11 protein-coding genes and 1 pseudogene are annotated in these 14,547 nt (G+C 37.3%); 1 reads left to right on the top strand and 11 read right to left on the bottom strand.

The annotated features are described in order from the left end of the window. Nucleotides 1–123: 123 nt before the first annotated feature. The 3 genes from AC4BHP_RS15185 to AC4BHP_RS15195 all read right to left on the bottom strand — a co-directional run bounded on the left by AC4BHP_RS15185 (nt 124) and on the right by AC4BHP_RS15195 (nt 2,483). Complete coding sequence (locus AC4BHP_RS15185; protein WP_490553166.1) at nt 124–1,263, bottom strand: BMP family lipoprotein; 1,140 nt, start codon at nt 1,261–1,263, stop codon at nt 124–126. A 731-nt stretch (nt 1,264–1,994) separates the two neighbouring features. Further along, nucleotides 1,995–2,240, bottom strand: coding sequence for a hypothetical protein (locus tag AC4BHP_RS15190; RefSeq protein ID WP_066108394.1), 246 nt, complete (start codon nt 2,238–2,240; stop codon nt 1,995–1,997). Nucleotides 2,241–2,300: 60 nt separating this feature from the next. Then, nucleotides 2,301–2,483, bottom strand: a complete 183-nt coding sequence (locus tag AC4BHP_RS15195) for a Sec23/Sec24 zinc finger-containing protein (protein ID WP_066108395.1) — start codon at nt 2,481–2,483, stop codon at nt 2,301–2,303. Nucleotides 2,484–2,866: 383 nt separating this feature from the next. On the opposite strand from AC4BHP_RS15195, the gene AC4BHP_RS15200 reads away from it, so the two are divergent. Further along, entirely contained in the window at nt 2,867–3,166 is a 300-nt protein-coding gene (locus AC4BHP_RS15200) for an IS3 family transposase (protein ID WP_066108397.1), read from the top strand. A gap of 352 nt (nt 3,167–3,518) precedes the next feature. Here the strand turns inward: AC4BHP_RS15200 and AC4BHP_RS15205 are convergent. From AC4BHP_RS15205 to xylA, 8 genes and pseudogenes are all read right to left on the bottom strand, one after another. Further along, nucleotides 3,519–3,635: pseudogene (locus AC4BHP_RS15205) on the bottom strand (adenine deaminase C-terminal domain-containing protein); the annotation flags it as partial. 66 nt (nt 3,636–3,701) lie between these two features. Next, entirely contained in the window at nt 3,702–6,080 is a 2,379-nt protein-coding gene (locus AC4BHP_RS15210) for a phosphoketolase family protein (RefSeq protein WP_066108398.1), read from the bottom strand. A 68-nt stretch (nt 6,081–6,148) separates the two neighbouring features. Further along, nucleotides 6,149–7,642, bottom strand: coding sequence for a xylulokinase (xylB, locus tag AC4BHP_RS15215; RefSeq protein WP_066108401.1), 1,494 nt, complete (start codon nt 7,640–7,642; stop codon nt 6,149–6,151). Nucleotides 7,643–7,736: 94 nt separating this feature from the next. Next, nucleotides 7,737–8,765: a sugar ABC transporter substrate-binding protein gene (locus AC4BHP_RS15220; RefSeq protein ID WP_066108405.1), complete on the bottom strand. Its 1,029-nt coding sequence runs from the start codon at nt 8,763–8,765 to the stop codon at nt 7,737–7,739. 82 nt (nt 8,766–8,847) lie between these two features. Next, nucleotides 8,848–9,810, bottom strand: coding sequence for an ABC transporter permease (locus AC4BHP_RS15225; RefSeq protein ID WP_077248174.1), 963 nt, complete (start codon nt 9,808–9,810; stop codon nt 8,848–8,850). Between the two features lie 65 nt (nt 9,811–9,875). Beyond that, complete coding sequence (locus AC4BHP_RS15230) at nt 9,876–11,384, bottom strand: sugar ABC transporter ATP-binding protein (RefSeq protein ID WP_066108411.1); 1,509 nt, start codon at nt 11,382–11,384, stop codon at nt 9,876–9,878. Nucleotides 11,385–11,437: 53 nt separating this feature from the next. Next, nucleotides 11,438–13,048, bottom strand: coding sequence for a glycoside hydrolase family 43 protein (locus AC4BHP_RS15235; RefSeq protein WP_066108416.1), 1,611 nt, complete (start codon nt 13,046–13,048; stop codon nt 11,438–11,440). A 127-nt stretch (nt 13,049–13,175) separates the two neighbouring features. Further along, nucleotides 13,176–14,483 (bottom strand): xylose isomerase, encoded by a 1,308-nt coding sequence (xylA, locus tag AC4BHP_RS15240; RefSeq protein WP_066108417.1) that lies wholly within the window; start codon nt 14,481–14,483, stop codon nt 13,176–13,178. Between the last annotated feature and the right edge of the window lie 64 nt (nt 14,484–14,547).

The raw sequence follows: 14,547 nt of genomic DNA on the forward strand, positions 1-14,547 counted from the left end.
TTTCTGCTCCTTTATCACATTAAATGGAAAGGAAAAAATTAGAAGTTCACCCTCCCCCTGATCCAGTAAATCAGGAAGGGATAAACTTCTAACGATTATTCCATCATGCTTTTCTAATGAATATTACAACCCTGGGAATTTTTCTGGCGTATAACCATTAAAGTTAGATGCCGGCACGATTTTGCCTTCTTTCACTAACTCGTACGCTTCATTCATTTTCGTAAGGGTATCTTCTGATAATTGGTGACGTCCTTCTTCTTTTATAAATCCAGTAGAATTTGAATCTGCATGAAGAACTACGTTTCCGCTTTTAAAGCTTCCGTCAACAATTGCATTCAATTGCTTTTCAACGTTCATGCCCATAAATTTAGCTGCAGATGTTAATACAATGTTCTCAGAACCATTTACACCATCATCAAATTGGTCAACGTCACAACCAATTACTTTAACATCGCCTTTCGCTTCCTTAACAGCAGTGAACACACCGTTACCCGTTCCACCTGCTGCAACAAAGATTTGGTCTACACCTTTTTTAATCAATGCATTACCAATTACTTTTCCTGTTGCTTCATCTCCAAAAGATCCTGCATAGTTACCGCCAACATCCACTCCGTTGACATCAGTTCCTGCATATCCAGATAACTCAACAACCTCAACATTTTTTTCATACTTTTTATTAACAAACTCTACGCCAGATTCAAAACCAAATTGATAGTTTACATTTGATGGATAAGCAATTCCATTTACGACTGCAACTTTATTTGATTTTGTTTCAAGTGCTGCTGCCATTCCGGCAAAAAAGCCACCTTCTTGTTCGGCAAAAGTCATAGAGTAAATATTATCGAACGTTTTTTGGTCACCTACAGGTGTAGGCTCAGAATCAATTAAAATAAATTTCTTATCAGGATTTTCTAAAGCAACACTGGAAACTCCAGCAAATTGGAAGCCAGGTGTTACAATCACGTCATAATCTGCCACGATATCAGCAACGGCTTGTACTCCCGCAGCAGGATCACCCGTTTCTTCTTTAATAGCTTTTACAGTAGCTGTTGGATGTTTTTCGATGAATTTTAAAATACCATTGTAGTTATTTTCGTTAAAGTTGCCATCGTCAACACCAGTTAGGCTTGTTACAATCGCAATTTTTAACCCATCTTTATTACTTCCGGATTCTTTATCTTCACTTTTCCCGCATGCTGCCATAGCAAAAGTCAGTAGGGCAATACATACTAACATAACCATTTTCTTTGCATTTCGCTTCAAGATATTATCCTCCTATATCATCTTTACTATTAATTTTTTCTTCTGGCTATAGAACATATCCAATTCCAACTGAAAAAATCTATTTACACTATTCATAATGCCCCAGCAGAAATATTTAAGTCATAGCCTTTATATTATATTAAAATAACATTAATCAGTACAAACCAATCATATCAACAAGAGGTAAGTTCGTCAATAAAAAATCCGTACGATTTTTAAAAAATAACGATTAATATTCGCTATTAATACAACAAACACGAATATTACAGAAGAATACATGCATAAGATTGACAAAAAAACGAAATATCCCTAATAAGAGGGGGGCAATGTGATTTGTATTTTATGGATAGGGATGAAGGGGTTTGATTCATACTTCATATGGACTTGAATAGCATTTGACCTTCCTTTGATCAGGGATAGGCCAGGCATAGCCCGAGTATGTCCAGGCCATAAACCCTTTTCCTCCGAATTTCCCCGGACTTGTCACGCATTTCACCGAGGATACTAGATTCAATGTGGACATGTGAATCAATTAGACCTGGAACCAATGTGTATGAAGTCCCATCAATTTCTTTTTGGCCATTTATAAAAAATCATTAGTATAGGCCGGTTGCTTATTATGTATCGATTTATTCAAAATAGGATATGTAGTTCCCCTACAAGAATGGAATGCAAACCCCTAAGATGCCTAACACCCCGCTAACTATATAAAGCTAGCAGGGTGCTGTATTTTAAAGAGCATCTTCCAATTCTTCTTCAGTATAACCAAACATATAATCTTCATCTTTCCCGTGAGAAGCCCATATCTCCGCTGCTTCGTAAACACTTAATGACTCATCTAATTCTTCAATATCGTCTATATCTTCAATATCATTGATACCATCATACTCGCCTAATTCTTTAGATTTATCAGATTCATTATTAAGTACACCGAATGGAACAAATCGTCCACTTCTTGGAAATTTTAAATTAGCCATTGCTTACCCTCCTTTATATTTATAAAGCAGTCTACTCAAGAAATCCCAAGCCAATTGTACTTAACCGTCATAATTTCTGAAATCATCCTTAGATTCATAGATTGTATCCGAAGAAATGCTATTCTTATGACCACACTCTGTACATTTCCAAACATAGTGATGGTCATCAAAACCCGGCTGCTCGCTCAGGCAAGCATTGCAGCGATCGCAAAACCACACGATACCCGGAAATCTCTCCTGCATAATGTCCACCTCCTTGTTCTGAATTTGCCCCAAGTAATTAATATGCTCCTAATGCCATATGGTGTAATAGCATGGCGCATGGAGCACCTATGAATTAAGCAACACAGTATAAATCATACTAATATATTATATAATTATAGTAATATTTCTCTGAATATTTTATCAAATAATTTCAATTCAATTCGTTCTATCCTATAGTTCATTAATATATTTTCATTAGCAAAAATACTTCTCTACAATGGCATACATCTTCCTTTCCCTGAACAACTGGCAGTATTGTGGCGATTTGGCGCAAAACCGGGCAACCTTGTAAAGTCGAAAGACACATTGAAGTCCACCCCTAAAGTTAGAGTTAAAAAAACTAACTTTAGGGGTGTTTTATTTTGACTAAATACAGCGAATCATTTAAATACAAAGTTGTACAGAAGTACCTTCATGGACAAGTATTCCAAAGTATGTCCCATATGGGCAACTGCCTGGACAATTCACCGACGGAAAACTTTTTTGGCGTACTGAAACAAGAGATGTATTATGGAGAACCTTTATGTACCTATGAAGAATTAAAGAATAAGATTAACAAATACATTAACTATTACAATACAAAACGCATCAAGCAAGAATTGGTTGGTATGATTCCGGTTGAATACCGTCTTCATACCAGCCAACCAGTTGCTTCATTATAACTCTAACTTTTTGAGGTCACCTCACGTCTTTAATACGATAAGACCAGCTATTCGAGCTTTAGCAGTATGGTGATGTACCATTGCGTTTAAACACAATGTAGCAGGACAATTTATTTACCAGAACCTTGCATCTATGACTGTACTATTAATGCACACCTTACTATCCTGCCAATACCGGAGAAGACCCGATTATTAAAGAATTTCCCACTAACTTAACTACATATGTAGATACCGCATTCGATGGATTGTTGAACAAATTTATGTGAATGATTCATACGCATTTAGCTACAAACAAGTGGAAACAGACCTCTCAAGCATGATTGAAGACTTTCGAGAGGCCTCTTCGTTTAATTTACACACTTACATCCACAAACGTAAATGTATCAACATCTAACAATCCTTGATTTGTAAGCTTTAACGAAGGAATAACTGGCAAGAACAAAAAGGATAATGTCAGCAATGAATCAAAAAAACTCCCCTAGATTCAGATTGTTGCTGAATCTAAGGGAGTTTTTATGAAATCATTTATTAAGCTCTAATAAGCTGTTTTTTTTTCTAATCCCCAAGTCCAATTTATAACTTCCGGAATATCTACTCCATGCTCACGAATGTAGCTATGATGGAAGCTGATTGTTTCATCCATTTGTTTTGCGAAATCTGCTGCTCCCATACCATATACTGCATTAGCTGCATCTTTTGCAACATGGAAACGATCCATTTCAGAATAAACACGCATATCAAATGGTGTTGTAATGTCACCATTTTCACGATAACCATGAATATATAGTTTATGATTATGACGATCAAAGAAAATATCACGAATCATTCCTTCATAACCATGGTAACAGAATATAACAGGCTTATCTTTCGTGAAATACTGATCAAATTCTTCATCCGTTAGACCTCTTGGATCAATATCAGGATGGCGTAATCTTAAAATATCTACAATATTGATAAAACGAATTTTAAGTTCAGGGAATGCTTTATTTAGTATTGTAACAGCAGCTAAGGCTTCTAAATTAGGCTCTGTTCCTGCCGCTGCAATAATAACATCTGGATCTTCACCATCAATTTCAGTGGATGCCCAGTCAATTATTTTTAAGCCGTCCTTCACTAAAATTTCCGCTTCTTCGGCAGAATAGAATTGCGGACGTGGATGCTTTGAGCAAACAACCAGATTAATTAGTTCTTCTGAACTCAAAACCTCTGCCATGACAGCCATCATTGTATTAGTGTCCGCTGGCAAATATTCTCGAATGAATTCCGGTTTCTTTTCCGCTAAATGCGTTAACAATCCTGGATCTTGATGTGTATAACCATTATGATCCTGTTGGAAAACAGTTGAAGTGGCAATCAAGTTTAATGATGGATAGTTCTTACGCCATGATTGTTCCTTAGCCTTACGCAACCATTTAAAATGTTGGGTAATCATTGAATCTACTACACGCAAAAATGCCTCATAGCTTACAAAGAACCCATGTCGCCCAGTTAAAACATACCCTTCCAAGAAACCTTCACATTGATGTTCAGACAACTGTGAATCGATTACACGACCAGCCGGAGCGATCCATTCATCATAATCATTATGTTTGGCTTCTAACCATTGACGATTCGTTACTTCAAAAACTTTGTTTAAGCGATTCGATTTGGATTCATCAGGCCCAAATATCCGGAAATTATCTGGATTTGCCAGAACTAGATCTCTTGCAAAATTGCCGAATTCCACCATATCCTGTGCGACTACTGCTCCAGGTTTCGTCGTATCAATCGCATATTGCTTCCAATCCGTAATCTTCATTGGTTTTGGATCAATGCCGCCATTTGTAATTGGATTAGCAGACATTCTGCGATCGCCTTTTGGTGAAATCTCACGAATTTCCTCAACAATTGCACCTTTTTCATCAAATAACTCTTCTGGACGATAGGATTTCAACCAATCAATCAACGCATCAATGTGCTGCATATGATGAGCGTCTACTGGAATTGGCACTTGATGGGCACGAAATCCGCCTTCAATTGGTTCTCCATCCCACTCTTTAGGGCCTGTCCATCCCTTTGGTGTACGAACGATGAGAACTGGCCAGTTAGGGAGTTGGGCTACCTCAGCCTTTTCTTGGCGAGCTTCGGTTTGTATAGCTTTAATCTGCTCAATAGCTTTATCTAATTGCTCAGCCATTAATGGGTGGACTACTTCCGGGTCTGTTCCAGAAACAAAAATAGGATCCCAGCCTAAACCTTTAAAGTATTGCGCTAACTCTTCATCTGATTTACGCTCTAAGATAGTCGGATTTGAAATTTTCCCGCCATTTAGGTAAAGAATTGGCAAGACAGCTCCATCATTGACTGGATTAATAAATACATTTGAAAACCAGCCTGCTGCTAACGGGCCTGTTTCCGCTTCTCCATCACCAATAACAGTTGCTGCAATTACATCCGGATTATCTAAAATGGCACCTGTCGCATGTGCTAATGAATATCCAAGTTCTCCACCTTCATGAATAGATCCAGGTGTTTCAGGTGCTGCGTGTGATGCTATACCTCCTGGAAAAGAGAAGATTTTACATAACTCTTTTAAACCCGCTTCGTCCTGTGTAATTTCCGGGTATATTTCAGTGTAGCTGCCATCAATATACGAATTCGCTACCATCACTTGACCGCCATGTCCGGGGCCTTCTATGTAAAACATATTTAAATCATATTTATTGATAACACGGTTTAAATGTGCATAAATAAAGTTTTGACCAGAAATTGTCCCCCAATGCCCAATTGGGTGGGTTTTTATATCCTTTTCTTGAATTGATTCTCTAAGCAGTGGGTTATCTTTTAAATACATTTGTGCTACTGAAATATAGTTAGCAGCACGCCACCACGCGTCAACTTTTGCTAAATAATCTTTCGAATCAAAGTTTGTCATTTATAAGATCTCCTTCCAATTCCCATCAAACGTTAAACCAGTTCATCTTACTTGTTATACCTCAGACCTTATTTGCCAAAGTAACTATGACAAATCTCTTTTGTTCCTTCATATACTTTGCGATAACGCGCATAAACTTCTTTATATTTTTCTACATTCTCTGCTTTAGGTATGATTTCTTCTTTATAAGAAACAAAACGCGCTGCACAATCATTTAAATCAGAGAACCAGCCACAGCCAACTGCTGCCAGCATTACAGCTCCTAAACCTGGCCCTTGTTCTGTCGTTAAGTTAACAACGGCTGTATCAAAAATATCCGCCTGCATTTGTAACCAGTCATTATTTTTGGCTCCACCGCCCACTGACACAATACGATCGAATTTCTTATCTGCAATTTCCTCCATGATTATTTTTGAGTCCATCAAAGAGAAAGTAATACCTTCTAATACACTTCTTGCAAAATGTTTTAATTGATGATGTGTATCGATTCCAATAAAGCTTCCGCGAATCTGACTATCACTATACGGTGTTCTTTCACCAACAATATATGGAGCAAAAAGAAGCCCATCACTGCCAATAGCCACAGAATTAATATCAGCTAAAAGTTCCCCAAATGATTGATTTGGTGCAAAATTTTGTTTAAACCAGTTTAAACTATTTCCTGCAGCTAAGGTGACACCCATTGAATAGTTTGCATCATCCATAGCATGATGAAACATATGCAATTTTCCTTGATAATTCTTTTTGGCATCTTCTTCATATGAGAGAAAAACACCACTGGTTCCAATAGAGCACATACCAATACCCTCTTGCAAAATACCAGCTCCAACTGCAGCACATGCATTATCTGCTCCACCCGTAATAATCTTGACGTCACGAGAAAAACCATAATATTCTTGCAGCTCGGGCTTCAAGAAACCAACGACTTTAGTTGAAGGTACGACATCTGGTAAAATTGACTTTGGAATATCAAATCTGCTTAAAATATCATGATCCCATTCCTTTGTATCCTGATTTAACATCAAGGTACCAGCGGCATCTGAAAAGTCCATATGATATTGATTAGTTAACCAGAAACGTAAATAGTCTTTAGGTAACTGTATGCGTTTAACTTTTGACCAAATTTCCGGCTCATGCTTTTGAACCCATAGGATCTTAGGCAAAGTAAACCCTTCTAATGCAATGTTTTTAGTATGGGAAAGAATCAGTTCCCCTGCTTTTTCTTTAATTTCCTTACATTGTTCGGTGGTACGAACATCATTCCATAGAATGGCCGGACGTAGTGGCTTATCTTTCTCATCTAACAATACCAAACTGTGCATTTGCCCAGAAAAGCTAATTCCCTCTAACAACTCTTTCATATCAGGAACCTTTTCTAAAAGCTCAAGCATTACATGATTGGCAGCTTCTATCCAATGCTTTGGATTTTGCTCACTAAATCCTATTTGCGGGGTATCCAATGGATATGTTGCCGTCGCTTCTGCAACCAGATTTCCATCTTTGTTTACTAATAATCCCTTTATTGCACTAGTACCTAAATCTAGCCCTAAGACGTATGCCATTTTTTCACCTCTAAACGATCATTCTAATACATGAGAGATAAACAGTCTGTTTATCTCTCATTCTATTTATCTTCCAAATGACGAACTATACTTATTATTCTGCATCGTCAGTAGAGCTAGTTTTTACTTTACTTTTTCCTTCTCCATATTCTTTCAAATCATCAGCTTTAACATATTTAACGTCAATTGGAATTGTAGAATCAATTTCTTCACCATCGATTACTTTTACTAGGTTTTCAATTACTTGATAACCAATTTGATAGGCATCCTGATCAACAATAGCAGTAATACGGCCATCTTCAATACCTTTTAACCAAGTATCAGTATAGTCAAATCCATAATGAAGAATTTTTCCAGCTTTTCCTTGTGATTGAATTGCACTCATAACACCTACATCTGGACCTTCAGAACCAAGTGAGAATACAGTTACTAAATCTTTATTCGCAGAAATATAACCTTCTAATTGCTTCTTAGATTCAGATGGTTGGTCATTATCCTGGATAGTAGCTAAGAATTTGAAATTCTTCGCGTCAGCTCCATAAACTTCTTCAAAGCCTTCTTTTATCCCTTTTTCACGGTCAATCATCGTCGGCTGTGCCACGTCTACACAAACAATTGCAATTGAACCGCTTGTAATCCCTTTTTCCTTCATTTCTGTAGCTGCTTGAACCCCTAATTCTTTACCGGCAGATACGTTATCTGTTCCAACATAAGCTGTACGATCTGCCTCATTTTCTAAATCTGCATCAAAAGTGATTACAGGGATATCTTTATCCATTGCTGCTTTGATTGGAGAAACAAATGCTTTCTTTTCAATAGGCGCAACTGCAATACCTGCAACGTCTTTTGCTGTTGCTTCCTTAATAAATCCAATATGTTTTTCTTTCTTACTTGGCTCAGCGGATGGGGAGGTTTTCGTTACTAATGTGTAACCGTATTCTTTCGCTGCATCCTCTGCTCCTTTTTTCATCGGATTCCAATAGGCACCCGTATCTACGATAGGAACAAAATACAAGGACTTATCCTCAGCTCCACTCGCAGTGTTTTCTTCTTTCCCACATCCAGCTAATAACAATGTTGCAATAGTGAGTCCAGTAACTAGTTTTTTCCCTTTTTTCAACATGATAGACTATCTCCTTTACCTTATCTATTTGAGTAGAAATAAACTCCAATTCTTATTTGTTACCCTTTTGCTCAAAACAAGATCAGCGACTTGCTTTGCGTTTGAAGTAATCTATGATGATTGCCAGGATGATTACAAGACCTGTTACCGTATCCTGCAAGAAAGAATTCACTCCCATAAGAGTTAATCCGTTTTTGAATACCTGCAAAGTCATGATCCCAGCTACAGCTCCGCCAATAGTACCAATACCGCCACTAAATGATGTACCGCCCATTATCGCAGCTGCCATGGCGAATAAATCCAAACCATTGGCATCTTTTGAAGCACCGCCATCTAAATTAGACACAATCAATAGACCGGCAATTGCTGCTAGAATACCCTCAATAATGAAGACCTTGACAATATGAAGGTCCGTATTGATACCAGATAGGCGTGCTGCCTCCTGATTAGAACCAACAGCATATGTATTTTTTCCAAGACGTGTCTTTTTCATGATAAAGACAAATAATACGATTATCACAATGAATATCAATGTGTTACTTTTTACAGTTTCAGTACCAATAGGTGTTTTGGCTAATCCACTTAACCACTCTGCTTCTGAACCAATAAATTGTTCGTTCGTGAAAAATCCAAGCATACCTTTAATTACATAGCATGAACCTAAAGTCAAAATAAATGAAGGTAAGTCGAACTTTTTGATTAACAAAGCATTCATCGTTCCTAATATTGCACCTGTCATCAATGCAAGGAGGATCACAACAGGCGCTGGAAGCCCGCTATTAGCAGCATATAAACCTACCATACCAGAGGCCATTGCTACATAACCAATCGATAAATCAACATAACCACAAATCAGAATCATGGCATATGCAACAGTTAAGATTCCTACAGGTGGTATTTGTTGCAAGAAATTCTCAATATTGTATGAACTAAGAAAATCACTATTTGCGATTGAAAAGTATACCAGTAGAACGATTAAAACTATATACACTGAATAATTCATAAATAGGGATTTTAAGTCTATTCTTTTTCCCGCTTTTTCCATGTTTTTGCTCCTATCATTCATAGTAAGTATGATTTGATGAACGACTCCCTAGGATAAGAAATTTATCATTGACTCCCAGTTGCATATTTCATAATCAATTCTTGTGCTTCATCTTTTCTATTCTTATAATCAGAAACAATTAACTCACCGGTTATCTTTCCTTCATGGAAGACATGAATGCGATCGCAAGTACCCAATAATTCAGGAATTTCCGAAGAAACAATCAAAATGGTTTTCCCTCGAAGAGCAAGCTGATTAATAATTGCATAGATTTCTGATTTTGCACCTACATCAATTCCTTTTGTCGGTTCATCAAAAATATAAATTTGATTATCCGCATTTAACCATTTAGCCAGTACGACTTTTTGTTGATTTCCCCCTGATAAACTAGAAACTGGATTATCGATGTCACTAACTTTTATATTCACCTCTTCAACGGAATCATTGGTAATTTTGACTAATTGCTTCTGATTGAGAAGGAATTGTTTCAAGCTAGTAATTGTGATATTGTCCTTAATTGATAGTCCCAAGAAAAGCCCTTGGTGCTTCCTATCCTCCGTCAATAATCCAATCCCATTCTTAATTGCATCTACTGGAGATTTTATGGTTACTTTACGGTTATCAATAGTGATTTCTCCCGATTTTAGGCGATCAGCTCCAAAAAGCAATCGCATCGTTTCAGTTCTACCACTACCAACCAACCCCGCAAATCCTACTACTTCTCCACGCTTTGCTTCGAAGCTCACATCATTTACTTTCCCGGCCTTACATGTGAAGTTTTTCACATGTAAGCGCACAGGTCCAATATCGGTAGGTTGTTTGGGATATAAATCCTTTATTTCCCTACCAACAAGCATGGATATAATTTGGTCTTCTGATAAACTCTTTACTTCCTCCGTCGCAATGTAATTTCCATCACGCATGATTGTAATCCGTTCACATAATTCAAAGATCTCTCTCATGCGGTGAGAGATATAGATACTCGAAAAGCCTTTCTCTTTTAGGCGACGGATAATAATAAATAATACTTCTACATCTTTATCAGAAAGAGACGTTGTTGGTTCATCAAAAATAATTACTTTAGCATTCAAGCTCAAAGCTTTTGTAATTTCAATCAACTGCTTATTTGCCGTAGAAAGAGAGCTTACAAGATCTGTAGGTTTCACCTTAGCTCCAACCATATTCAGCCAGTACTGTGTATCTTCATATAATTTTTTAAAATCAATTATCCCAAGAAACTTATTGATATACGGCAAACGTCCGATGAAGACATTTTCTGCAACTGATAAATCCTCTGCTAAGTTTAATTCCTGATGTACAAAAGCAATTCCTAATTCGGATGCAAGATCTGGTGTCATTTTGCTTATCTGTTTTCCTTCAAAAGTAATTTCACCAGCATCCTTATCTAATAGTCCCGCTAGAATATTCATCAAGGTAGACTTGCCAGCACCATTTTCACCCATCAATGCATGAATTTCGCCCTTACGGACTTCAAATTGAGTATTCTTTAATACATGAACCTTGCCAAAACTTTTTTCAATACCAGTCATTGAAAATAAAATCTCATCTTTCATGGTATCTTAATCCTCCTTTCTCAGAAAATAAGTAACTAAGAGCTACAATTTATTTATTTTTCTTGATACTTGAAGTAATCAAATTTAGCTTCTAGCTCATAACCAGAATAGTCTACGTTCACCATTCCTACAAATGCACCTGTAAAGAAACCGCCATAGCTTTGATTCACATAATCATCAGATAGGATCTTGGCATCCAATTGGACAGGAATATCTATCCACGTTAATCCGTCAAATGAATAAGCATATGTATAATAGCTCTTCTTCACAACCGTCTTAAAGTAAACATATTGAACTTCTTCTGGAATGGCAATTGCCCTTTCCTTTAAATAGCTAGTGAGTACACCACGATTATTCTCAGTCACTTCAATTACACGACCATTAAGCTCGTTCCAGGTTACTTGAACCATGGACCAATGCTGACTATTGTAGTAATTAGTCAGTCCAGCCATTTGTTGAAAAGTTGTTGGGTGATAGCTTAATTTTGTTTCTGCTTCAAATTCAAATGCCTGCCATCTTCTAGCCACAAGTGAATTTTCATGCAGATTAGTTAAGCTTCCAGAGCCCATCAATACAAGATGACCATCTTTGATTTTTCCAATTTGTTCTGTAAATGGTACACGTAGAGTGTTAAAGTGAATGTTTAACTCTGGTTGATCAAAATCATCCATCACCAAATAGTTAGAAGGATAACTATTTGGCACCACATTTTTAGGCGGTTCCACTTCAACGCATCCTTGTTTTCCACCAACAATCATTGGCCATAAATCTTTCGACCATTCAACTTTTTGAATCGCAGTTTCTCTTCCTAACGTACACCAGCCACGAGGATCATGGCTAGATTCGTAAGAATGGTGCCATGGACGTCCCGTTAAATGGGCGAAATACCATTCTCCATCCGGTGTATCCACTAAAGACCCATGCCCACATTTTTGCAAAGGATGATCAGGATGATTAAAAGCGGTCAGGAACGTATCTGGTTGACTTTCATATTCACCATAAATCGAAGAAGATCTAGCTACAACTTCTTGGTGTGTATAAGTTGTTCCGCCTTCGGCACAGAAAAGATAGTACTTTCCGAATAATTTATACAGATGTGGACCTTCAACCAGTTTTACATCCGTACCCTTCCATATAATCTTTGCGGTTTCTGGAAGTAAGCGTTCATCCTGCACAGAATACTCCGTGCACTTAATACCATTAAATGGATGATGGTATTCTCGATGATCCCATTCCATTTGCAGCAGATATTTCCGCCCGTCATCATCATGAAAAAGGGAAGCATCAAAGCCTACTCCATTTAATTTGATTGGTTTACTCCAAGGGCCATGGATATTTTCTGAGGTGGTCAGATAGTTTGTACAATCCTTAAACGCACCGTTTACCACTTTCACATCAGTATAAACTAACCAAAATTTCCCGTCAGCGTAAGATAGATCCGGCGCCCATATTCCCCCAGAATCCGCATTTCCTTTCATATCCAGCAATTCAGTAGTTGATAATGGATGCGAAACTAATTGCCAATGAATCAAATCCTTTGATTCATGAATCCTTACACCTGGAAACCACTCAAAAGTAGAAGTCGCAATATAATAGGTATCTTCTACGCGAATAATAGAAGGGTCTGCATTAAAGCCTTTTAAAATAGGATTTGTAATTTTCATGATAAACTCCATTCTTAAGTTCTTTATACGCTATTCCATAAAGACGGTACCCTGTTAAATCAATACTATATAATAGGTTTAAAAGATTAAGTAGCTTATACACTGTGACTGGAGATGTAAATCCTTTTTAGTATAGATAGTCATTTAAGCGAGATTTCACGTATTCAATATGACTGGATTCCAATTTGATGTCATCTAATTTTAATGCGTATTCTGTCAGGCTTTCTAAGTCTTCCTTGCCATTAACAATGGAAGCTCCAATTCCTTCATAGAAAGAGGCATAGCGTTTTTCTTTCAAACTATCAAAGAAGCGATCTTCTTTTAATTTAGCCGCTGCTTTTAGTCCTCTAGCAAATGTGTCCATACCGGCAATATGGGCTAAGAACAAATCTTCCATTTCAAAGCTGGAACGACGCACTTTAGAGTCAAAGTTAATACCACCTGGTGCAATTCCTCCATTTTCTAGTACACCATACATGGCCATCGTAACATCATAAACATTTGTTGGGAATTCGTCTGTGTCCCAACCTAGCAGAACATCACCTTGGTTCGCATCGAGAGATCCTAAGGCATTATTTATGCGTGCAACTTCAATCTCATGTTCAAATGTGTGGCCAGCAAGTGTAGCATGGTTTGCTTCAAGGTTCAGCTTAAATTCACCAGTAAGATCATATTTTTGGATAAACTGTAATGCGGTAGCAGCATCAAAATCATATTGGTGTTTAGATGGCTCTTTTGGTTTAGGTTCAATCAAAAATTGTGGTTTATGATTAATCTTTTCTCCATAAGCTACAGCCATCTTGAATAAACGCGCAATATTATCTTGTTCAAGAGCCATGTCTGTATTCAATAGTGTTTCATAGCCTTCACGGCCGCCCCAGAACACATAATTTTCGCCGTTCAACTTTTTGGAAATATCAAGCCCTTTTTTGACTTGTGCCGCTGCATAAGCAAATACATCTGCATTATTAGTAGAAGCTGCTCCATTTACATATCTTGGATGACTAAACATATTTGCGGTATTCCACAGTAATTTGATTCCAGTTCTATCCATTTGTTCTTTTATCAAATCAGTAATTTCATCTAGATTTCTATAGAACTCTTCTAAAGAATTACCTTCCGGCGCAATATCCACATCATGGAAGCAAAAATATTCAACGCCTAGTTTCTCTAAAATTTCAAAGAAAGCGACCACACGGTTTCTAGCTGTATCCATTGCTGTTTCACCAAACCAAGTTCGTTGATTTGTAGGCAAACCAAATGGATCACTACCATCTTGTGTCATTGTATGCCAGTATGCGACCGCAAATCTCAAATGTTCTTTCATTGTTTTGCCGGCCACAACCTCTTCTGGATTGTAATAACGGAAAGCAAACGGGTTATCTGAGTTTTTTCCCTCATACTTGATTTTTCCTACATTCGGAAAATAAGTCATCTGAAATCCTCCTCCCAAACTAAGCAAGTTAGTTTGTTTATATGTTTTACTAACTTGATTGTAG

Source organism: Pradoshia sp. Z4_20 (assembly GCF_058216035.1).